Genomic DNA, 25,121 nt, shown 5'->3' with positions numbered 1-25,121 from the left:
ATCAACCTCCTGAACCCGCGCGGTTGGCGCGGACGAGCAGCCAGAGCAGGATCGGCGCGCCGAGGACGCCGGTGACGATGCCGACCGGAAGTTCCGTGCCGGAGATGACGGTGCGGGCGATGAGGTCGCTGCCGAGGACCACCAGCGCGCCGGTGAGCCCGGAGGCGACGGTAGGCGGCCAGGCGGTGCGGGCCAGCCGCTGCGCGATCTGCGGGGCGGCGAGCGCGACGAAGGCGACGGGACCGGCCGCCGCGGTGGCGAACGCGATCAGTCCGACGCCGGTGAGCAGGATGGACAGACGGACGAACTGGACCCGGGTGCCGAGGCCGGTGGCCACGTCGTCGCCGAGTTGCAGCGTGCGCAGCAGCCGGCCGAGCAGCAGCGAGGCGGGCAGCAGGACCGCGAGCGCGACGGCGAGCGGGCGGGTCTCGTCCCAGGTGCGGCCGTTGAGGTTGCCCACCAGCCAGCCGAGGGCGGCCTGCGCCTCGAAGCGTCCGCCCTTGGCCATCAGATAGTCCGTGGCGCTGGAGCACATCCAGGAGACGCCGATGCCGACCAGGATGATCCGGTAGCCGGTGGTGCCGCGCCGCCAGGCCAGCACGTACACGAGCAGCGCGGTGGCCAGGGCACCGGCCAGGCCGAGGCTCTGGGTGCCGAGCCCCGCATCCCAGCCGAGCACGAGCCCCGCGACCACGGCGGTGCCGGCCCCCTGGGTGAGGCCGATCATGTCGGGGCTGGCCAGTGGATTGCGGGTCATGGTCTGGAACAGCGCGCCCGAGACGCCGAACGCGACGCCGGCCAGCAGGCCGACGAGGGCGCGGGGCAGCCGGAGGTCCTGGACGACGAGCACGGTCCCGGGGTCTCCGGCGCCGCCGAGGGCGCGGACGACGTCCGCGAAGGCGATCGGGTAGTCGCCGATCGTCAGCCCCCAGCAGAACAGCAGGAAGGTGCCGACGGCCAGGACCCCGCACAGGGCGACCAGACGGGGCCGCACGATCCCCGACAGGGGCGGGACGGCCAGACGGTAGGCGCGGAACGCGGAGGGGAGGGAAGGCGGGGGAGAACCGGCCTTTCCGGCAGGGGAGTTGACGCTCTCCACGACGGGGGAGCCGACGGCCCGTACGGCGGGTTCGGTCATGTCACACCTCCGCCAGTCGCTGGCGCCGGACCAGCGCGATGAAGAACGGGCCGCCGATGAAGGCGACGATGACGCCCGCCTGGACCTCGGTGGGCCGGGCGATGACCCGCCCCACGATGTCCGCGGTCAGCAGCAGACAGGGGGCCAGCACCGCGGACAGCGGCAGCAGCCAGCGGTGGTCGGGGCCGAGCCCCGCCGCGCGGGCGAGCACCCGGGCGATGTGCGGGACGACCAGCCCGATGAACACGACGGGGCCGATCACCGCGACGGCCGCGCCGGTGAGCAGAGTGACCGCGGCGACGCCCTGGAGCCGCACCAGGCCCAGCCGGCGCCCGAGCGAGGCCGCCACGTCGTCGCCCAGCGCGAGGCTGTTGAGGGCCGGCGCGCAGGCCAGCGCCAGCAGTGTGCCCACCGCGAGGAAGGGCACGATCCGCCAGACGGTGTCCGCGTCCTGGTCGGCCATCGAGCCCGCGGACCAGAAGCGGTAACGGTCCAGCGCGTCCGGGTTGGTGAGCGCGATGGCGCTGGTCAGCGAGGACAGCATGAACGTCACGGCGATCCCGGCGAGGGCCAGTTTCACCGGGGTCAGACCGGAGCGGCCCATCCGGCCGAGGACGTAGACCAGCACGCTGGCCGCGAGGGCGCCGGCGAAGGCGAACCAGACGTATCCGTAGAACGAGCCGAAGCCGAACACGCCGACGGCCACGACGATGGCGAAGGACGCGCCCGCGCTCACACCGAGCACGCCCGGATCGGCGAGCGGATTGCGGGTCAGCGCCTGCATCAGGCCGCCGGCCAGGCCCAGCGCGGCACCGGCGGTGAGGCCGAGGGCGGTGCGGGGGACGCGGGCCGTCCAGACGATGTTGTCGACCAGCCGGCTCGGCGGATGCCCGAACAGCGCCCGGACCACCTCGTCCAGCGGGATCGCGGCGGCGCCGACGGCGATCGACAGCAGACAGAGCGCGATGAGGACGGCGCTCAGCGACGCCACGAGAAAGACCGGGCGGACGTGCTTGCCCCCGGTCACCGTGCGGTCTCCAACGGCCAACTCCCTTAGGTTAGGCAGGCCTTAATCGTAGTGGGCTGATCGGGGATCTCCGAGACCAGGGCCTTTTGGTTAGGTAATCCTTACCTTAGTATGGCCGCGGTCCTCCGGCTTGAGCCGGTTCCGCGCATTCGGAAGGCACGGTCACCTGTGTCCGGTATCGAAGATCGTGTGTCTGGAGTCGACGACGGTGTGGCGGCGGCGTACTGGCGCCGGCGGCTCGACCCGCTGCCCCAAGAGGCCGCTCTGCCCGTCGACTTCCCCTACCCGGCAGGCCCGGGCGGCGAGCGCCGCGTCCTGAGCCGGAGCCTGCCGGGGGCGGCCGAGGGCGTGACTGCGCCGGACACGGCCGACGGGGGGACCGCGCGGAGCGCGGCCGGTGGGGCGGTTGTGCCGGGCGTGGCCACTGGGGCGGTTGTGCCGGACATGGCCGATGGGTCGGCCGCGCCGGGCACGGTGGGTGGGTCGGCTGTGCCGGGCGCGGCCGGCGAGGCGACTTTGCTCGCCGCGTTCGTGGCGCTGCTGCACCGCTACTCCGGAGCCCACGACATCACCGTCGGACACGACGGGCTGCCGCTCCGCGTGGCGCTCGACGGGGACACCCCCTTCTCCGAGCTGGTGGAGCGGACGGCCGCCGCGATCGCCGAGGCCCGCGCCCACCACGTCGAACTCGACCGGCTCGTGGCGCAGTTGCGTCCGGAACCCACCCGTGGCGGCGGCCTCCTGTTCAACACCGCCTTCCGTACGGCGTCCGCCGCGCGGCCCGCCGCGCCGTCCCGAGGGGACTCAGGCGCGACAGGGGACCGGGAGACCGGGGCGGCCCGGCCCGTCGCCGCCCCGCTGGACTCGGCGGCCGAATCCACCGCCGCCCCGCTGGACCTGACCCTCGAAATCACCGACGGCGAACTGCGGCTGACCTACCGTCACGACCTGTTCGAGGACGCCACCGCGCACCGCGTCGCCGGCCACTTCACGACCCTCCTGTCAGACGCCCTCGCCCGCCCGCACACCCCCGTCGGAGAACTCGAACTCCTCGGCGCCGCCGAGCGCGACCGCGTCCTGGAGGAGTGGAACGACACCGGCCACGACATCCCGTCCCGCACCTGGCCGGAGATGTTCGCCGACCAGGTACGCCTGCGCCCGGACGCCGTCGCGCTCGTCTTCGAGGACACCCGGCTCACATACGCCGAACTCGACGAGCGCGCCAACCGGTTGGCCCACGCCCTGATCGCCCGCGGCGCAGGCCCCGAGCGGGTCGTCGCGCTCGCCGTCCCCCGCTCCGCCGAACTGATCGTCGCCGAGGTCGCGGTGCTCAAGGCGGGCGCCGCCTATCTCCCGGTCGACACCGACTACCCGGCCGACCGCGTCTCGTACATGCTGGCCGACGCCCGCCCCGCCTGCCTGGTCACCACCGAGGACGCCGCCGCCGACATCCCGCCGTGTGCGGGCATGGACCTCCTCGTCCTCGACGCGCCCGCCACCGTACGGGAGCTGGCCGCGAGCCCGGTCCACGACCCGGGGCCCGCCGACCGCGGACCGCTGGAGGTCACCGGCGCCGCCTACGTCATCTACACCTCCGGCTCCACCGGCCGCCCCAAGGGCGTGGTCCTCTCCCACGCGGGCGTCGCCAAGCTGGTGGCCACCCAGTCCGAGCGGTTCGGCATCGGACCGCACAGCCGGGTCCTCCAGTTCGCCTCCCCGAGCTTCGACGTCGCCTTCTGGGACCTGTGCCTCGGACTGCTCTCCGGCGGCCGGCTCGTCGTCGTCCCCACCGAACTCCGGGTCCCCGGCAGGCCGCTGGCCGACTACGCGCACGCCCACGGCATCACCTTCATGATCCTCCCGCCGGCCCTGCTCGCCGCCATGCCGGAGGACGTCGAACTCCCGCCCGCCACGCTGCTCGCCGGCACCGAGCGGGTCTCGCCCGAACTCGTCGGCCGCTACGCGCGCGGCCGGATGATGTTCAACGCGTACGGCCCCACCGAGGCCACCACCAACTCCACCCTCGGCCTGTGCGACCCGGACACCCCGGCCGGCACCATCGTGCCCATCGGCGTCCCCGACCCCGGCACCCGCGCCTACGTCCTCGACGCCCGGCTCAAGCCCGTCCCGGCCGGGGTCGCGGGCGAGCTGTACCTCGGCGGCGCCGGACTCGCGCGCGGCTACCTCGGCCGCCCCGACCTGACCGCCGAGCGGTTCGTCGCCGACCCCTTCGGAGAGCCCGGCGAACGGCTCTATCGCACCGGCGACCTGGTGCGCTGGAAGTCCGACGGCCGCCTGGAGTTCCTCGGACGCGCCGACTCCCAGGTCAAGATCCGCGGCTTCCGCATCGAACCCGGCGAGATCGAGTCCGTGCTGCGCGCCCACCCGGCCGTCGACCAGGCCGCGGTCGTCATCCGCGAGGACCGCCCCGGCGACCGCAGGCTGGCCGCCTACGTCGTGCCCTCCCTGGAGAACGGGGCGGGAGGAGACGGCACCGAACAGGTCCAGGAGTGGAAGGACCTCCACGAACTGCTCTACTCCGCCGCCGGGGCGGAGGGCGACCGGGACGGCACGGCGGCCGACACCGGCACGTCCGTCGACACCGGCACGTCCGCCGACGCCGGCCCGTCCGCCGCCTTCCGCGAGAACTTCGCGGGCTGGAACAGCATGTACGACGGACTGCCCATCCCCGTACCGGAGATGCGGGAGTGGCGCGAGGCGACCCTTACCCGCATCGCCGAACTCGCCCCGCGCCGGGTCCTGGAGATCGGCGTCGGCAGCGGACTGATCCTCTCCCGGGTGGCGCCCGGCTGCGCCGAGTACTGGGGCACCGACCTCTCCGAGGAGGCGGTACGCGCCCTGCGGGCCCAGGTGGCGGCGGTGGACGGACTCGCCGACCGTGTCCGGCTCGACGCCCGGCCCGCCCACGACACCACCGGCCTGCCCCGCGGCCACTTCGACACGATCGTCCTCAACTCCGTGGCGCAGTACTTCCCCAGCGCCGACTACCTCGCGGACGTGCTCCGCGCCGCGGGCGAACTCCTCGCGCCCGGCGGCAGTCTGTTCGTCGGCGACGTCCGCAACGCCCGCCTGCTGGGCTGCCTGCGCGCCGCCGTGGAGACCCGCCGCGCCACCGACCCGCAGGACCGCAAGGCGCTGCGGACCGCCGTGGAGCGGTCGATGGCCTGGGAGGGCGAACTCCTCCTGGACCCCGACTTCTTCGCCACGCTCGACGGCTTCGACGCCGACATCCGCGTCAAGCGCGGCAGCCACCACAACGAGCTGACCCGGTACCGCTACGACGTCGTCCTGCGCAAGCGCGCCGACGTGTCCGCCGCGACCCACGCACCGGAAACGGACTCCGGCACACCCCGATCTCAGGGCGCGGACTCCGCCGCACCCCACACCCCGGACGCGGACTCCGGCACACCCCAGCCGCGGGACGAGGGCTCCGCCGCGCCCCACACCCTGGACAGGCACGTGGCCCTCGCGGAACCGCGTGTCGTCGCCTGGTCCGCGCTGGGCGGACTCGACGCCCTCGCCGCGCTGCTCGCCGGCAACCAGGCCACGCTGCGCGTCACCGGTGTGCCCAACGCCCGCCTCGCCGAGGACCTGGCCGCGTGGACGGCCCTGGACGACAGCAGCCGCACGCCCGCGCCCGCCGACGCCCCCGATCCCGAGGCCTTCCACACGCTCGGCGCCCGGCACGGCCACCGCGTCGCCATCACCTGGAACGGCGCCGGCGACGACGGCAGCCTCGACGTCCTCCTCGCCCCCGGCGAAACACCCCTCACCGGAGACTACGAGCCGAACGGCACCGTCCCGGCCGCCAACCGGCCCGCCCCCTTCCGCGACGTGAACTCCCTGATGAAGGGCCTGCGTTCGTACGTCGCCGGGCAGCTTCCCGAGTACATGGTCCCCGCGGCCCTCGTCCCCCTCGACCGCCTCCCGGTCACCCCCAGCGGCAAGCTCGACGCCGCCGCGCTGCCCGCCCCCGACTACGCCGCCCTCAGCTCCGGCCGGCCGCCGCGCGACGCCCGCGAGGAGACGCTGTGCGCCGCCTACGCCGAGGTGCTGGGCCTGGACGCGGTCACCATCGACGACGACTTCTTCGCCCTCGGCGGCGACAGCATCACCGCCATCCAGCTCCTCGTCCGGGCCCGCAAAACAGGACTGCGGCTCTCCTCGCGTGACGTGTTCCGGCACCGGACCGTCGCCGCGCTCGCCGAGGCCGCCGTCGAACGCGACGACGACACCGCCGCCGTGACCGACTCCCCGCTGCTCGACCTCACCGACGAGGATCACGCCGCGCTCCAGGCCGAACGGCCCTTCACCGTCGAGGACACTCTGCCGCTGAGCCCGCTCCAGGAGGGCTTCTACTTCCACTCCGTCGTGGACGGCAACGGCCCCGACACCTACGTCGTGCAGCAGGCCCTCGACCTGGCCGGCCCGGTCGACACCGGCCTGCTGCGCCGGGCCGCCCAGCGCGTCCTGGACCGCCACGCCACCCTCCGGTCGTGCTTCCGCCCGCTCCCCGACGGCCGGCCCGTGCAGATCGTCGCCACCGGCGTCGACCTCCCCTGGCGCGAGGTGGACCTCTCCGCCCAGGACCCGGAGGTCGCGGGCCCGCTCGCCGACGCCGTGGCCGCCGACGAACGCGCCCGCCGCTTCGACCTCGCCCGGCCGCCGCTGATGCGCTGCACCCTCCTCCGCCTCGCCGGCGGACACAGCCGGCTGCTGCTCACCTTTCATCACATCGTTGCTGACGGCTGGTCCCTGCCCGTGCTGCACCGGGAACTGATGGCCTCCTACGGCGACGCCCCCGCCGCCCTGCCCGAGGTCGCGCCCTACCGCTCGTACCTGCGCGCGCTCGCCGGAGCCGACCGGGACGCGGCCCGCGAGGCCTGGCGTTCCGCCCTCGCCGGGATCGAGGAGCCCACCCCCCTGGTCACCGCGCCCGCCGACGGCGGCCCGGTCGAGCCCGCACAGGTGCGCGTGGAACTGTCCGAGCAGGTCACCGCCAGGCTGACGGCCCGCGCCCGGGAACTGGGCGTCACGCTCGGGACCGTCGTGCAGAGCGCCTGGGGTCTGCTCCTCGGCCGGCTCACCGGCCGCCAGGACGTCGTGTTCGGCACCACGGTCTCCGGCCGTGACGCCGAGGTCGAGGGCATCGAGTCCATGGTCGGCCTGTTCATCAACACGCTGCCCACCCGCTTCCGCTGGGAGCCCGCCGACACCCTCGCCACCCTGCTGGGCCGGCTCCAGGACGAGCAGTCCCGGCTCCTCGACCACCAGCACCTCGGCCTCGCCGAGATCCAGCGGCTCGCCGGACACGCCGGCAGCGGCGAACTCTTCGACACGCTGGTCGTCTTCGAGAACTACCCGGCGGCCACCGGCCTCACCGATCCGTCCGGCACGGTCCGCCTCACCGGCCACGCCTTCCAGGACACCGTCCACTATCCGCTCGCCCTCATCGTCAAGCCCGGCCGCCGCCTCGACCTGCGGCTCAAGCACCACGGCCGGCGCCTCGACACCGAGGCCGTACGGCACATCGCGGACCGGCTCACCCGCGTCCTGCGGGCCCTCGCCACCGACCCGGCACAGCCCGCCGCCGCCCTCGACCTGCTGTCCGAGCACGAGCACGCCGAGGCGCACCCCTCCGGTGAACGCGTCCAGGTGCCCGACGCCACGCTCGCCGCCGCCTTCGAGGCGCAGGCCGCCCGCACCCCGGACGCCCCCGCCGTGGTCTTCGAGGGCGAGACCCTTGGCTACCGCGAACTCGACAGCAGAGCAGCCGAGTTGGCCAACCGGCTGCGGGCTCGCGGCGCCGCGCCCGGCGAGGTCGTCGCGGTCGCCGTGCCGCGCTCCGCCGACCTCATGGTCGCCCTGCTCGGCGTCCTCAAGTCCGGAGCCGCCTATCTGCCCGTCGACGTGGACTACCCCTCCGACCGCGTCACCCACATGCTCGCCGACTCCGGCGCCACCACGGTCGTCACCACCACCGCCACGGCCCCGCGCCTCCCGTCGGTGCCCGGCCTGACCGCGCTGTTCACCGACGCTCCGGCCGACGCACACCCGGCCGAGGAGGCCCCCGCCGCCTCGGCGGTCCCGGCCGACGCGAGCCCCGCCGACCCGCCGGCCCCGGCCCGCCCCGACGACCCGGCCTACCTCATCTACACCTCAGGCTCCACCGGCCTGCCCAAGGGCGTCGTCGTCACCCACCGGGCCATCGTCAACCGCCTCGCCTGGATGCAGGGCCAGTACGGACTCGGCGCCGACGACCGGGTCCTCCAGAAGACCCCGGCCAGCTTCGACGTCAGCGTCTGGGAGTTCTTCTGGGCCCTGTGCGAGGGCGCCACCGTCGTCCTCGCCCGCCCCGACGGCCACCGCGACCCCGCCTACCTCGCGGGACTCATCCGCGAACAGCGCGTCACCACCCTGCACTTCGTGCCCTCGATGCTGGAGGCATTCCTCCAGTCCGAGGAGATCACCGCCGACCCCGCCTGGGCCGCCTCCCTGCGCCGGGTGTTCAGCAGCGGCGAGGCCCTGCCCGGCGCCGCCGCCGAGCGCTGGCACGCCCTGACCGGCGTCCCGCTGCACAACCTGTACGGGCCCACCGAGGCCGCCGTCGACGTCACCCACCACCCCTACGACGGCACCCCGGGCACCACCGTGCCCATCGGTCGCCCCGTCTGGAACACCGGGCTGCGCGTCCTCGACTCCTGCCTGCGCCCGGTCCCCGCGGGCGTCCCCGGCGAGCTGTGCCTGACCGGCGTCCAGCTCGCCCGGGGCTACCACGCCAGGCCCGCCCTGACCGCCGAGCGCTTCGTCGCCGACCCCTACGGCGACCCCGGCACCCGCATGTACCGCACCGGCGACCTGGTGCGCCGCCGCGCCGACGGCGTCATCGAGTACCTGGGACGCACCGACCGCCAGGTCAAGATCCGCGGCAACCGCGTCGAACTCGGCGAGATCGAGGCCGCGTTGACCCGCGAGCCCGCCGTCGCGCAGGCCGCCGTCACCGTCGCGGGCACCGCCCTCGTCGCCTACGTCGTCCCCGCCCGCGGCGCCGCCCCCGACCCCTCCGGCCTGCTGGCCGCGCTCGCCGCCTCGCTGCCCGCGCCCATGGTGCCCGGCGCCTGCGTCGTCCTGGACGCCCTGCCGCTGACGCCCAGCGGCAAGCTCGACCGGGCCGCGCTGCCCGCCCCCCGGACCGTCCGGGCCGAGGTCCGCGCCCCGCGCGACGCGCGCGAGCGGGCCCTCACCGAGATCTTCGCCGCGGTCCTCAAGCTCGACGAGGTCGGCATCGACGACGACTTCTTCATGCTCGGCGGCGACAGCATCTCCTCCATCGGCGTCTCCAGCCGGGCCCGCCGGGCCGGCCTCGACGTGAACCCCCGCGACGTCTTCGAACACCGCACCCCCGCCGCCCTCGCCGCCGCGGCCGTCACCGCCGAGCCCGTCAGCGCCCCGCGCTCCGCCTTCGCCCTCACCCCCGAGGAGACCGAGCGCGTCCACCGGCTCAGCCCCGGCCCGGTCGAGGACATCTGGCCGCTCGCCCCGCTCCAGGAAGGCCTGTTCTTCCACTCCACGTACGACGACGGCGCCCTGGACGTCTACACCGTCCACGAGTCCTTCGACTTCGCCACCCCGCTCGACGCGGACCGGCTGCGCACCGCGGCCCGCGTCCTGCTGGACCGCAACCCGAGCCTGCGCGCCGGATTCACCAGCGACGGCCTGCGCCAGCCCGTGCAGTTCATCGTCCGCGACCCGGAGATCCCTCTCGAAGAGGTCGACCTCTCCGGCCTGCCCGCCGCCGAACAGGACGACCGGCTCGCCGCGCTGATGGACGCCGAACGGGCCCGCCGCTTCGAGCTGACCCGCCCGCTGCTCTTCCGCATGCTGATCGTCCGGCTCGGCACCGGCCGCGGCGACCGCCTGGTCGTCGGACGGCACCTGCTGCTCTGGGACGGCTGGTCGGCCTGGACCTTCCTCGACCAGCTCTTCGCCCTCTACGCGTCCGGCGGCGACGCGACCGAGCTGCCCGCGCCCGGCTCCTACCGCGACTACCTGACCTGGCTGGAGGCGCAGGACACCGAGGTCGCGACCGGCGCCTGGCGCACCGCGCTCGCCGGACTCGACGAGCCCACCCTCCTCGCCGCGGCCGACCAGGGCCTCGAACCGGACATCCCGGAGCGGCTCGACGCGGTCCTCGCGCCCGAACTCGGCGAACGGCTGCGGGACACCGCCCGCCGGCACGGCCTGACCCTCAACTCGGTGCTGACCGCCGCCTGGGGACTGACCCTCGCCTCCGCAACCGGCCGGACCGACGTCGTCTTCGGCACCACCGTCGCCGGCCGCCCGAGCGAGGTGCCCGACATCGAGCACGTCATCGGCATGTTCCTCAACACCGTCCCGGCCCGCATCGCCTACGACCCCGCCGAGCCGGTCCTCGCCCTGCTGCGCCGCGTCCAGGACGAACGCCTCGCCGTGATGCCCTACGAGTACCTCGGACTCGGCGTCCTCCAGGCCGAGACCGGCCACCGCCGGCTCTTCGACACCCTGTTCGTCCTGCGCAACAGCGACACCGAGGAACGGCTCGCCGAACTCGCCGACCGGCACGGTGCCACCGCCGTCGCCAACGTCGACGCCACGCACTACCCGGTGAACCTCGTCGTCACCCCCGGCCGGCGCATCCAGGTCATGCTGGCCCACCGGCCCGACGTCGTCGCCCGCCCTCGTGCCCAGGCGCTCCTGGACCGCTTCACGCTCCTGCTCGAACGCCTCGGCGAGAACCTGGACGCCCCCGTCGGCCGCCTCGACCCCCTGCTGCCCGCCGAACACGCGGCGCTCGTGCGGGAACGCGCCGCGAGCCGGGTCCCCGACCCCGAGGACACCATCGCCGACCTGCTCACCACCCAGGCCGCCGCCACCCCCGACGCCGTCGCCCTCGTCTCCGGCGACACCACCCTGACCTACGCCGAACTCGACACCCGCATCAACCGCATGGCCCGGCTGCTGCTGGCCCGCGGCGCCGGACCCGAGCAGGTCGTCGCCCTCGGCCTGCCCCGCTCACCGGACATGGTCGTCGCCCTGTTCGCCGTCCTGCGCACCGGCGCCGCGTACCTCCCGCTCGAACTCGACTACCCGGACGACCGGCTCGCGACGATGCTCGACGACGCCCGGCCCGCCCTGCTGCTGTCCACCGCCGCGGTCTCCGCCCGCCTCACCGGCGCCGCGCCCGGCACCCCCCGCGTCCTCCTGGACGACCCCGCCGTGACCGCCGAACTGGCCGCCTTCCCGGCCGACTTCACCCGCCGCGTCTTCAGCCTGGAACACCCGGCGTACGTCATCTACACCTCCGGCTCCACCGGCCGGCCCAAGGGCGTCGTCACGCCGTACCGCGGTCTGACGAACATGCAGCTCAACCACCAGAAGGAGATCTTCGCCCCCGCCATCGCCGCCGCCGGCGGCCGGCGCCTGCGGATCGCCCACACCGTCTCCTTCGCCTTCGACATGTCGTGGGAGGAACTGCTCTGGCTCGTCGAGGGCCACGAGGTGCACATCTGCGACGAGGAACTGCGGCGCGACGCCGAGGCGCTCGTCGCCTACTGCGAGACGCACCGCGTCGACGTCGTGAACGTGACCCCCACCTACGCCCATCTCCTCATGGAGGAAGGCCTGTTGGAGGGGCACCGGCCGCCGCTGGTGCTGCTCGGCGGCGAGGCCGTCTCGGAGACGGTGTGGAACCGGCTGCGCGACACCGACGGCACCTACGGCTACAACCTGTACGGCCCCACCGAGTACACGATCAACACGCTCGGCGGCGGCACCCTCGACAGCGCCACCCCGACGGTCGGCCGCCCCATCCGCGGCACCCGCGCGCACATTCTGGACGCCTGGCTGCGGCCGGTGCCCGAGGGCGTGCCCGGCGAGCTGTACATCGCCGGGATCGGCCTGGCCCGCGGCTACCTGGAGCGGCCCGGACTGACCGCGGAGCGCTTCGTCGCCGACCCGTTCGGCGCGCCCGGAGAGCGCATGTACCGCACCGGCGACCTGGTGCGCCGCAACCCCGACGGCAACCTGGACTTCCTCGGCCGCACCGACGACCAGGTCAAGATCCGCGGCTACCGGGTGGAACTCGGCGAGATCGAGACCGCCCTCGCCCAGCACCCCCGGATCGCCCAGGCCGCCGTCATCGCCCGCGACGACTCCACCGCCCCCGGCACCCAGCGTCTGATCGGCTACCTGGTGCCCGCCGAACGCTCCGGCGAGGAACAGCGGTCCGTCGCCGAGGAACACGTCGGCGAGTGGCAGGACGTCTACTCCGACGAGTACGAGCGCATCAGCACCGCCCTGTTCACCGAAAACTACGCCGGCTGGGACAGCAGCTACGACGGGCGGCCCATCCCCTTCGAGGAGATGAGCGACTGGCGTGAGCGGACCGTCGCCCGCATCCGCGAACTGCGTCCGCGCCGCGTCCTGGAGATCGGCGTCGGCTCCGGCCTGCTGCTGTCCCGGCTGGCCCCCGACGCCGAGGCCTACTGGGCCACCGACTTCGCCGCCCCCGTGATCCGCAAGCTCGGCGAGGACCTGCTGCGCGCCCCGGAACTCGCCGCCAAGGTCGAACTGCGCTGCCGGCCCGCCCACGACACCGAGGGCCTGCCCGAGGACTACTTCGACACCGTCGTCATCAACTCCGTCATCCAGTACTTCCCTGACATCGACTACCTCACCGGGGTGATCGAGGGCGCGATGCGGCTGCTGCGGCCCGGCGGCGCGCTGTTCGTCGGCGACGTGCGCAACCCGCGGCTCGCCCGCACCTTCCACACCGCCATCCAGCTCACCCGGGCGGCCCCCGGCACCGACCCCGAGGCGGTACGCAAGGCCGCCGAGCGCGGGCTGCGGCTGGAGAAGGAACTCCTCGTCGACCCCGACTACTTCACCACCCTCGGACACGGCGTCGACCTGCGCACCAAGCGCGGCCGGCACCACAACGAACTCACCCGGCACCGCTACGACGCCGTCCTCTACCGCGAGGGCGCCGACCCGCTCGACCTCGCGGAAGCACCCGCCGTCGCCTGGGCCTGCGGCGACATCGAGGCGAGGCTTCGGCAGGACAACCCCGAGCGGCTGCGCGTCACCGGCGTGCCGGACGCCCGTACGGCCGGCGAACTCGCCGCCCAACGCGCCCTGGAACAGGGGCGGACCGCCGGCCTCGCCGGTCTCGCGGACTCCGCCGGGGGAGTGGACCCCGAGGAGCTGCACGCCCTCGGAGCCTCGCTCGGCTACCGGGTGCTGACCACCTGGTCGCGCGAACTCGGCCACTACGAGGCCGTGTTCCTCCGCGAGGCGGCGGAGGACCGGACCGGCGGCGGCGCGCGGCCGGTCCGCGTGACCGCCGGGCTGTACCGGTCCGGCGGCGGCGAACCCCCGTACGCCAACTCCCCGACCGCCGCCCGTGACGCGGACGCCCTGATCCGGCGGGTGCGCGAGGACCTGAAGACGCGGCTGCCCGACTACATGGTCCCGGCCGCCTTCGTCACCCTCGACCGGCTGCCCATGAACGACAACGGCAAGCTGGACGTTCGGGCGCTGCCGGACGCGGAGCCCGCCGTCGCCCTCGGCACCGGACGCGGCCCGCGCACCCCGCGCGAAGAGGTGCTCTGCCGGCTCTTCGCCGAGGTGCTCGGGCTGCCCGAGGTAGGCGCCGAGGACGCCTTCTTCGACCTGGGCGGACACTCCCTGCTCGCCACCCGGCTCATCAGCCGGGCCCGCACCGAACTCGGCGCGGAACTCGCCATCCGCGACCTCTTCGAGGCGCCCACGCCCGAACTCCTCGCCGCCCGCGCCGACGGCGGCCGTCCCGCGCGGCCGGCCGTCACCCCGGTGGCCGACCGGCCCGAGCGCATCCCGCTGTCCGCCGCCCAGCGCCGCCTGTGGCTGGTGGAACGGATCACCGGCGGCGGCGTCGCCTACAACTTCCCGCTCGTCTTCCGGCCGCGCGGCACCCTCGACATCACCGCGCTGCGCCGGGCCCTGCACGACGTGGTGGCCCGCCACGAATCCCTGCGCACGGTCTTCGGGGAGTACGACGGTGAGCCCTGTCAGCGCGTCCTCGCCGTCGACGAGGCGCGGTTCCCCTTCACCGTGACCGACTACGCGGAGGCCGAACTGCCCGCGCTGATCGAGGCCGCCCAGCGCGCCCCCTTCGACCTGTCGGCCGAACTGCCCCTGCGGGCAACCGTGTTCCGCCTCTCGGAGGAGGGGAACGGCACCCTTGCCGAGGCCCCTCGGACCCCGCGCCCGGCCGATGACACGAACGGGCCCGACGACGGCTCGTACGACGACGGCTCGTACCACGACGGCTCGTACGACGACTGCGTGGTCGCGCTCGTGCTGCATCACATCGTCACCGACGAGTGGTCCGACCGGCCCTTCCTCGCCGACCTCGACGCCGCCTACGCGGCACGGGTGTCCGGCACCGAGCCGGGCCTGCCGCCACTTCCCGTGCAGTACGCCGACTACACGCTCTGGCAGGCCGACCTGCTCGCCCAGGTCGGCGAGGAGCAGCTCGCCCACTGGACCGAGGCCCTGCGCGGCCTGCCCGACGAGCTGAACCTGCCCCTGGACCGGCCGCGCCCCGCCGAACCCACCGGGCGCGGCGCCACACTGCGCCGCGAGGTGCCCGGCGAGGTCGCCGAGGGCCTGCGGGCCCTGTCCGCGGCGACCGGCACCAGCATGTTCATGCTGTTCCAGGCCGCCACGGCCGCCCTGCTGCACCGGCTGGGCGCGGGCGACGACATCCCGCTCGGCGCGCCCATCGCGGGCCGCACCGACAACGCGCTGGACGACCTCGTCGGCTTCTTCGTCAACACCCTCGTGCTGCGCACCGACCTGTCCGGCGCTGACCTGACGTTCCGTCAACTCCTGGCCCGGGTGAAAGAGTCCGACCTTGCCGCCTTCGAGCACCAGGACCTGCCCTTCGACCGGGTCGTGGAGGCCCTGAACCCGCCCCGCGTCGCCGGCCGCAACCCGCTCTTCCAGGTCATGCTGGGCTACCACCACCGCCCCGACGGCGACCCCGACCTGCTGGGCCTGCCCACCGAGTGGTCCGACATGGACACCGGCACCGCCAAGTTCGACCTCGACTTCACCTTCGTCGACGAGGGCGCCGGCGGCCGGATCACCCTGCTCCTGGAGTACGCCACCGACCTGGCGGACCCGGACACCGCCGGGCTGCTCGCGCAACGGCTCCTCCTGCTGCTCGCCCGCGCGGCCGACGCCCCCGACCTGCCGCTCGCGGCGCTCGACCTGCTGACCGAGGACGAGCGGACGGCCGCCACCGGCGCCTGGAACGACACCGCCCACCCGGTCGAGACACGGGCCGTGCCCGAACTGCTCGCCGCCACGGCCGCCGCGCACCCCGGCCGGACCGCCCTGGTCACCGGCGCCGGAACACTGACCTTCGCCGAACTCGCCGCACAGGCCGACGCCGTCGCCGCCCTGCTCCTCGCGCACGGCGCCGGCGACGGCGGCGTGGTCGCGCTCGCCCTGCCCCGGCACGCCATGGTGCCCGCGATCCTCGGCGTGCTCCGCGCGGGCGCCGCCTATCTGCCCCTGGACCCCGACCACCCGGCCGACCGGCTGGCGTACATGCTCGGCGACGCGGCACCCGTCTGCCTGCTCACCACCACCGCCCTCGCGGACCGCGTGCCCGAGCGGCCCGGCCTCGAACGCCTGCTCCTCGACGGCCCGTTGCCCCCCGCCGGCGCCCTCGCCCCCCGCTCCTACCACCCGCAGTCCGCCGCCTACACGATCTACACCTCGGGCTCCACCGGCACCCCCAAGGGCGTCGTCGGCACCCACCGGGGACTGGGCAACCTCTTCGCCTCCCATCTGCGCGACCTGATCACCCCCGCCGTCCAGGACACCGGCCGGGACGTCCTGCGCGCCGTCCACGCCGCCTCGTTCAGCTTCGACGGCTCCTGGGAACCCCTGCTCTGGCTGCTCGCCGGACACGAACTGCACATCGCCGACGAGGCCACCATGCTCGACCCGGCCGCACTGCTCGCGCTGCTGGACGAGCGGCGCGTCGACTTCGTCGACCTCACCCCGACCTATCTGCGCGAACTGCTCCACCACGGCTTCCTCGCCCCGGGCGGCCGGACCCCCGCCGTCCTCGCGGTCGGCGGCGAGGCCACCCCGGCCGCCCTGTGGCAGCGCCTCGCCGCCCTGCCCGGCACCGCCGCGCACGACCTGTACGGGCCCACCGAGTGCGCCGTCGACGCGTACGGCTGGCACGGCGGTTCGGCCGGCCGCCCCGCCTGGGCCGCGCCGCTCGACAACATCCGCGCCCACGTCCTCGACGGCCGGCTGCGCCCCACGCCCGTGGGCGTGCCCGGCGAGCTGTACCTCGCGGGCGAGGGCCTGGCCCGCGGCTATCTGGGCCGCCCCGCGCTGACGGCGGAGCGCTTCGTCTCCGACCCGTACGGCGCGCCCGGCACCCGTATGTACCGCACCGGCGACCTCGCCCGCCGGCGCGCCGACGGGACCCTGGAGTTCCTCGGCCGCGCCGACGAACAGGTCAAACTGCGCGGCTTCCGGATCGAACTCGGCGAGATCGAGTCCGCCCTCACCGCCCACCCGGCCGTCGCCGCCGCGGCCGTCGTCGTCCGCGAGGACACGCCCGCCACCCCCCGGCTCGTCGCCTACTTCGTCCCGTCCGCCTCCGCCCCCACCGACCCGGCGCCGCTGCGCGCCCATCTCGCGGCCCGGCTGCCCGAACACATGCTGCCCGGCGCCTTCGTCCCCCTCACCGCGCTGCCCCGCACGGTCAACGGCAAGCTGGACCGCGCCGCGCTGCCCGCACCCGACGTCACCGTCACGGCCGGCGGACGGCTGCCGCGCACGCCCCGCGAGGAGGTCCTGTGCGAACAGTTCGCCGCCGTCCTCGGCGTGGACCGCGTCGGCATCGACGACGACTTCTTCGCGCTCGGCGGCCACTCGCTGCTCGCCATGCGCCTGGTCAGCCGCGTCCGCGCCACCCTGGACACCGGCGTGTCGCTGCGGACCGTCTTCGACGCGCCGACCGTCGCCCGTCTCGCCGCCCGGCTGGACGAGACCCGGACGGCCGCCCGCCCGGCGCTCACCGCCGACCGGGTGCGCCCCGAGCGGCTGCCGCTGTCCTCCGCGCAGCGCCGGCTGTGGCTGCTCCACCAGGTCGACGGAGCCACCCCCGCCTACAACATCCCCACCGCCTGGCGGCTCACCGGCCCCCTCGACCGCACCGCCCTCGAAGCGGCGCTGAACGATCTCGTCGCCCGGCACGCCACCCTGCGCACGGTCTTCCCCGCCGACGCCGACGGCCTGCCCCACCAGCACATCCTGGAACCCGGGCAGGCCCGCGTGACCCTCGCCGCCGAGCCCGCCGACCGGCTCGCCGAGGTGGCGGCCCGCCCCTTCGACCTGGCCGGCGACGTGCCCCTGCGCGCCGCCCTCGCCGCGACCGGACCCGACGAGCACACCCTGCTGCTGGTGCTCCACCACATCGCCACCGACGAGTGGTCCGACCGCCCACTGCTCGCCGACCTCGGCACCGCCTACGCGGCCCGCACCGCCGGACACGCCCCCGACTGGGCGCCGCTCCCGGCCACCTACGCCGACTACACCCTCTGGCAGGAGGAACTTCTCGCGGCCGACGGCGACGGCCTGCTCGCCCACTGGACCGAGCGGCTGCGCGGCCTGCCCGAGGAAATTACCCTGCCCACCGACCGGCCGCGCCCCCGCGAGTCCGGCCACTCCGGCGGAACCGTCGGCTTCACCCTCTCCCCGGAACTGGAGCGGGCCCTGCGGGCGCTGGCCCGCGCCGAGGGCGCCAGCATGTTCATGGTCGCCCAGGCCGCCGTCGCCGCCCTGCTCCACCGGCACGGCGCCGGCGACGACATCCCGCTCGGCGCGCCGGTCTCCGGGCGCGCCGACGAGCGACTGGAGGGCCTGGTCGGGTTCTTCGTCAACTCGCTGGTGCTGCGCACCGACCTGTCCGGCGCGCCCGGCTTCACCGAACTGCTGCGCCGGGTACGGGAGACCGACCTCGCGGCCTACGACCACCAGGACCTGCCCTTCGAGAAGCTGGTCGAGGCCCTCAACCCGGAACGCTCGCTGGCCCGTCACCCGCTCTTCCAGGTGATGGTCGTCCACCTCGGCGAGCCGGGCGGCACCCCCCACCTGCCCGGCCTGACCGTCCGCCGCGAACCGCTCGGGCAGGAGAGCGCCAAGTTCGACCTCAGCTTCGACTTCGTCGAACAGGGGGAGGGCGCGGGCATCCAGGGCTGGATCGAGTACAGCGCCGACCTCTTCGACCACGGCACGGCCGAACAACTCGGCCGCAGGCTCGTCCGGTTGCTGGAGCAGGTCGCCGCCCACCCCGGCCGGCCGCTGCGGGACCTCGACATCCTGGACGAGCCCGAACGGCGGCTCGTCGTGGAGCGGTGGAACGACACCGCCCACGAGGTGGCGCCGACAACCCTCCCGGAGCTGTTCCGCGCCCAGGCCGCCCGGACCCCCGAGGCGACCGCCCTGGTCTTCGGCGAACAGCGCCTCAGCTACGCCGAGTTGGACGAGCGCGTCGAGCGCACCGCGCGGCTCCTCGCCGGTCTCGGCGCGGGCCCGGAGCGTACGGTGGCGGTCGCGCTGCCCCGCTCGGCCGAACTCGTCGTCGCCCTCCTCGCGGTGCACCGCACCGGCGCCGCCTATCTGCCCCTCGACGCCGACTACCCGCCCGAGCGCCTCGCGCTCATGGTCGAGGACGCCCGCCCGGTGTACGTCATCGAAGGCGCCCTGCCCGACGGGCCCGAGGGTGAACCGCCGGAGTCCTACGACCCGTTGAGCCCGGCCTACGTCATCTACACCTCAGGCTCCACCGGCCGCCCCAAGGGGGTCGTGGTGCCGCACGAGGGCATCGTCAACCGGCTCCTGTGGATGCAGGACACCTACGCCCTGACCGGCGGCGACCGCGTCCTGCAGAAGACCCCCTCCAGCTTCGACGTCTCGGTGTGGGAGTTCTTCTGGCCGCTCATCACCGGCGCCACCCTCGTCGTCGCCCGCCCCGAAGGACACCGGGACCCCGCCTACCTCGCCGAGCTGATCCGCGAACAGGGCGTCACCACCGCCCACTTCGTCCCCTCCATGCTCCGCGCCTTCCTCGGCGAACCCGCCGCCGCTCAGTGCACCGGCCTGCGCCGCGTCCTGTGCAGCGGCGAGGCTCTGCCCGCCGACCTCGCCGACCGCTTCCACGCCCTGCTCCCCGCCGGCCTGCACAACCTGTACGGGCCGACCGAGGCATCCGTCGACGTCACCGCCGCACCCGTGCTGCCCGGCGCGCGGACCGTCCCGATCGGACGCCCGGTGTGGAACACCCGCCTCTACGTCCTGGACGAGGCCCTGCGCCCCGTACCGCCTGGCGTGGCGGGGGAGTTGTACCTCGCCGGCGTCCAGCTCGCCCGCGGCTACCTGGACCGCCCCGCCCTGACCGCCGAACGCTTCCTCGCCGACCCGTACGGCGCGCCCGGCACCCGCATGTACCGCACCGGCGACCTCGCCCGGTGGAACGCGTCCGGTGAGGTCGAATACCTCGGCCGCACCGACGACCAGGTCAAGATCCGCGGCTTCCGCGTCGAACCCGGCGAGATCGAGACCGTCCTCGCCCGGCACGCGACGGTGGCCCACGCCTCGGTCGTCGTCCGCGGCCAACGGCTCGTCGCCTACGTCGTCCCCGCGCCCGGACGCACACCCGACCCGGCCGCACTGCGCGCCCACGCCGGCGCCGCCCTGCCCGAGCACATGGTCCCGGCCGCCGTCGTCCCGCTCGACGCGCTGCCGCTCACCCCGAACGGCAAGCTCGACCGCTCGGCCCTGCCCGCGCCCGACTTCGCCGCCGCCACCACCGACACCCTCCCGCGCACCCCGCGCGAGGACGCCCTGTGCGGACTGTTCGCCGAGGTCCTCGGCCTCGAACGGGTCGGCGTCGAGGACGACTTCTTCACCCTCGGCGGCGACAGCATCGTCGCCATGCAGCTCGTCGCCCGGGCCCGCGCCGCCGGCCTCGCCCTCAGCCCCCGCGACGTCTTCCGGCACAAGACGGCCGCCGGGCTCGCCGCCGTCGCCACCGACCTGGACGCCGCCGCGGACACCGCCTCCGGCGCCGAACTGCTCACGGACCTCACCGACGACGAGCGGGCCGAACTCTCCGCCCTCGGCGCCGCCGAGGTGCTGCCCCTGTCACCGCTCCAGGCGGGCCTGCTGTTCCACGCCTCCTTCGACTCGGGCGACGAAGGCCCCGACGTCTACACCGTGCAGGTCACCTACGACCTCGACGGCCCCCTCGACCCCGAGCGGCTGCGCCGCGCCGGACAGGCACTCCTCGACCGGCACGCCCACCTGCGCGCCGGGTTCCGCTACCTCTCCTCGGGCCGGCCCGTCGCCGCCGTACCGCGCACCGCCGTACTGCCCTGGCGCCACATCGACCTCTCGGAGCCGGACGACAGCACCCGCGACGAACGCTGGACACGCTGCCTGGCCCAGGAGCGGCGCCGCTTCGACCTCGCCGAGCCGCCGCTGCTGCGCCTCCTGCTGGCCAAGGTCGGACCCGACGCCCACCGCCTGGTCCTCTCCCACCAGCATCTGCTGCTCGACGGCTGGTCGGTGCCGCGGCTCACCGGCGAACTGTCCGAGCTGTACGCGGGCAGGGAACTTTTCGCCCCCGCGCCGTTCCGCGACTACCTGTCCTGGCTCGGCCGGCAGGACGCCGAGGCCTCCGCCGCCGCCTGGGCCCGCGCCCTCGACGGACTGGAGGAGCCCACCCACCTCGTGCCCGCCGACCCCAACCGGACACCGGCGGTCCCCGCGACCCGCACCACCCTGCTCACCCCGGAACTGACCGACGCCCTCACCGCCCTGGCCCGCTCGCGCGGTCTCACCGTCAACACCCTGGTCCAGGGCGCCTGGAGCATCCTGCTGTCCCGGCTCACCGGCCGCACCGACGTGGTCTTCGGCGCCACCGTCTCCGGACGGCCGCCCGAGCTGGCCCAGGTGGAGTCGATGATCGGCCTGTTCATCAACACCGTCCCGGTGCGTGTCCGGATCGACGACCGGGAACCCCTGGACGCCTTCCTCGACCGCCTCCAGGACGAGCAGTCGCAGCTCATCGCCCACCAGCACGTCGGACTCTCCGACATCCAACGCCGCGCGGGACTGGGCGAGTTGTTCGACAGCCTCGTCGTCTTCGAGTCCTACCCCGACGCCTCCGGACCCGGTCTCGGCGCCGACGACGGGCTGACCACCTCGGTGCGCGACCACCAGGACTCGACGCACTACCCGTTCACCTGGGCCGTCGAACCCGCCGAGCGGCTCACCCTCACCGCCGAGTACCGCACCGACCTGTTCACCCCGGCGCTGGTCGAGCGGATGTGCGCCGCCATGACCCGTCTCTTCGAGGCGATGACCGCCGACCCGGGACAGCCGCTCGGCGACGTCGACCTCCTCACCCCCCAGGACCGCCACACCGTCCTGGAGACCTGGAACGACACCGCCCTGCCCATCGCCCCCGGCGCGCCCACGACCGTCCCCGCCCTCTTCGAGGCACAGGCCGCCGAAGCGCCCGACGCGACCGCCGTCGTGGCCGGCTCCGTCACCTGGACCTTCGCGGAGCTGAACGAACGCGCCAACCGGGTCGCCCACCTGCTGGCCGAACACGGCGCGGGACCCGAGGAGACCGTCGCCCTGTCCCTGCCGCGCACGGCGGACTTCCTGCTCGCGATCCTCGCCGTGATGAAGGCCGGCGCCGCCTATCTCCCCGTCGACGCCGACCTGCCCGCCGAGCGCGTCCGCGCCATGCTCGACGACGCCGGGCCTCGCCTGGTCCTCACCACCGAGGCCCTGGCCGCCCACCTCCCGGACGGCGACCTCCCCGTGCTCGCACTGGACGCCCCGGACACCGTCGCCCGTACGGCCGCCCAGCCCTCCGGCAACCCGGCGCCGGGCTCCCACCCCGACCACCCCGCCTACGTCATCTACACCTCCGGCTCCACCGGCCGCCCCAAGGGGGTCGTCGTCTGCCACCGCAGCGTCGTCAACCTCTTCCACAGCCACCGGCGCACCCTGCACGACCTCGCCAAGGAGACCACCGGCCGGCGCCGGCTCCGCGTCGGCCACGCCTGGTCGTTCTCCTTCGACGCCTCCTGGCAGCCGCAGCTCTGGCTCCTCGACGGGCACGCCCTGCACATCCTCGACGACGAGACCCGCCGCGACCCCGAACTGACGGCCGCCGCGATCCGGGACCAGGAGCTGGACTTCATCGAGGTCACCCCCTCCTTCCTCGCCCAGATGGCCGACACCGGCCTCATCAAGGACGGCACCTGCCCGCTCGCCGTCGTCGGCGTCGGCGGCGAGGCCGTCCCGGACGCCCTCTGGAACGAACTGGCCGGCCTGGAGTCCACCACCGCCTTCAACCTCTACGGACCCACCGAGGCCACCGTCGACGCGCTCGCCGCCCGGATCGGCGACAGCGACCGCCCGCTGGTCGGCCGCCCCGTCGGCAACACCCGCGCCTACGTCCTGGACGCGTCGCTGCGGCCCGTACTGCCCGGCGTCACCGGCGAGTTGTACCTCGCCGGGCAGGGCCTCGCCCGCGGCTACCTCGGCCGCCCCGACCTGACCGCGGACCGGTTCGTCGCCGACCCCTACGGGCCGCCCGGCACCCGCATGTACCGCACCGGGGACCTCGCCCGCTGGAGCGAGGACGGCCGGCTCGACTACCTCGGACGCGCCGACGACCAGGTCAAGATCCGCGGCTTCCGTATCGAACTCGCCGAGATCGAGGCCGTCTTGGACCGCCACGAGCAGGTCGGACAGGCCGTGGTCGTGGCCCGCGAGGACCGGCCCAGGGTCCGGCAACTGGCCGCCTACGTCGTCCCCGCCGAGGGCGCCCCCGCCCCCGACCCGGCCGCCCTGCGCGCCCACGTGGCCGCCGCGCTGCCGGAGTACATGGTCCCGGCCGCCGTACTCGTGCTGGACGAACTGCCGCTGCTGTCCAACGGCAAACTCGACCGCAAGGCCCTCCCCGCCCCCGAGTTCACCCTGACCGCCGGCGGACGCGGACCGGAGAACGACGTGGAACGCACCCTGTGCGCCCACTTCGCCGACGTGCTCGGACTCCCCGAGATCGGCGCCGAGGACGACTTCTTCACCCTCGGCGGCGACAGCATCGTCGCCATGCAGCTCGTCAGCCGGGCACGCGCCGCCGGCCTGCGGGTCGCCCCCCGCCAGGTCTTCCAGCACCGCACGGTCGCGGCCCTGGCCGCCGTCGCGGTCGAGCTGGGCCCGGACGCCGGACGCCCGGCGCACGACGACGGCTCGGGCACCGTGCCCCTGACCCCGATCATGCACGCCCTGCGCGAACTGGGCGGCCCGATGGCCCGCTACCACCAGGCGGCGTTCGTCCAGACGCCCGCCGGCCTGGACCTCGGCACGCTGCACACCGTGCTCCGGGCGGTGACCGACCGGCACGACCTGCTGCGCGCCCGCCTCGAACGCACCCCACCCACCGGCGGTCGCGGCGGCGCCGAGGAGTGGTCGCTCCAGGTTCCCGCGCCGGGCAGCCTGGACCCGGCCTCCTGGCTGGTGCGCGCGGACATCGACGGCGCCGACGAGACCGCGCTGCGCGCCACGGTGGGCGAACACGCCCGCGCCGCGCAGGACCGGCTCGACCCGGACGCCGGGGTCATGGTGCGGGGCGTCTGGTTCGACGCCGGACCCGACGCCCCCGGACGGCTGCTCCTGCTCGTCCACCACCTGGTCGTCGACGGCGTGTCCTGGCGCATTTTGCTGCCCGACCTCGCCGCCGCCTGGCAGGACGCCGCCGCGGGCCGCACCCCGGTCCTCGCGCCGGTCGACCTGTCCTTCCGCCGCTGGTCCGAACTGCTCGCCGAACGCGCCACCGACCCGGCCCGCGAGGACGAACTCCCGCTGTGGACCTCGATCCTGGCCGACGCCCCGCCGCTGCCCACGACCCGGTCGCTCGACCCGCGCCTCGACGTCACCGCCACCGCGCGGGACCTCTCCCTCACCCTGCCCGCCGACATCACCGCCCCGCTGCTGAGCCGGGTGCCGAGCGTCCTCGGCGCGACCGTCAACGACGTCCTGCTGACCGCCCTCGCGGTGGCCATCACCGACTGGCGCGCCCGGCACGGCGAGGACGGCGACGGCACCGGCGGAGTCCTCGTGGACCTGGAGGGCCACGGCCGCGAGGAGGAACTGGCAGGCAACGCCGACCTCTCCCGGACCGTCGGCTGGTTCACCAGCGTCGTACCCGTACGGCTCGACCCGGGCCCCCTCGACCTGGCCGACGCCCTCGCGGGCGGACCCTCGCTCGACACGGCGCTGGCCCGCGTCCGAGACCACCTCGCCGCCCTGCCCGCCGCCGGAGTCGGACACGGCCTGCTCCGCCACCTCAACCCGGTCACCGGCCCCCGGCTCGCCCGACTCGGCTCCCCGCAGATCGAGTTCAACTACATGGGACGGTTCGGGGTCCCGGAGGCCACCGACTGGTCGTACGCCCCCGAGGACGACGCGGCCGACCTGGCCGGCGATCCGGACATGCCGCTGTCCCACGCCCTGACCGTCAACGCCCTCACCGAGGACCTGCCCACCGGCCCCGAACTGTCCGCCCACTGGACCTTCGCCCCCGGGGTGCTGCCCGAGGAGTCGGTCCAGGACCTCGCGGAGACCTGGTTCCGTGCGCTACGGGCCCTGGTGACCCGCGCCGGATCGGCGGCCGAGCCCCGCTGACCGGACCCGACCGACCCTCGACCCCCGCTGACCTGACCCGACCGACCCTCGACCCCCACGACCCGCCCCGAACCCCGACCCGGACCCCGACTTCAACCGACCCGACCCGAG

The 25,121-nt window shown here is 74.6% G+C and carries 3 protein-coding genes; 1 reads left to right on the top strand and 2 read right to left on the bottom strand.

The window, feature by feature from the left end; genetic code table 11:
* Window position 1: 1 nt before the first annotated feature.
* The gene (locus AB0912_RS06690; protein WP_366696864.1) at window positions 2-1,138 is read right to left on the bottom strand and encodes an iron chelate uptake ABC transporter family permease subunit; all 1,137 of its coding nucleotides are present in this window, start codon (window positions 1,136-1,138) and stop codon (window positions 2-4) included.
* A gap of 1 nt (window position 1,139) precedes the next feature.
* The gene (locus AB0912_RS06685; protein ID WP_366696863.1) at window positions 1,140-2,186 is read right to left on the bottom strand and encodes an iron chelate uptake ABC transporter family permease subunit; all 1,047 of its coding nucleotides are present in this window, start codon (window positions 2,184-2,186) and stop codon (window positions 1,140-1,142) included.
* 423 nt (window positions 2,187-2,609) lie between these two features.
* Here AB0912_RS06685 and AB0912_RS06680 point away from each other — a divergent pair, with 423 nt between their 5' ends.
* Window positions 2,610-25,010, top strand: coding sequence for a non-ribosomal peptide synthase/polyketide synthase (locus AB0912_RS06680; protein WP_366697033.1), 22,401 nt, complete (start codon window positions 2,610-2,612; stop codon window positions 25,008-25,010).
* Window positions 25,011-25,121: the final 111 nt, after the last annotated feature.

Source organism: Streptomyces sp. NPDC007084 (genome assembly GCF_040703595.1).
Classification (GTDB): domain Bacteria; phylum Actinomycetota; class Actinomycetes; order Streptomycetales; family Streptomycetaceae; genus Streptomyces.
Note: the sequence above shows the minus strand (reverse complement) of the source record. Positions and strands in the feature narration are given on the sequence as shown.

Bases quoted from the DNA above. Each gene is read 5' to 3' on its own strand.
- AB0912_RS06680 (WP_366697033.1), top strand. From the start codon at position 2,610: ATGGCCGATGGGTCGGCCGCGCCGGGCACGGTGGGTGGGTCGGCTGTG.
- AB0912_RS06690 (WP_366696864.1), bottom strand. From the start codon at position 1,138: ATGACCGAACCCGCCGTACGGGCCGTCGGCTCCCCCGTCGTGGAGAGC.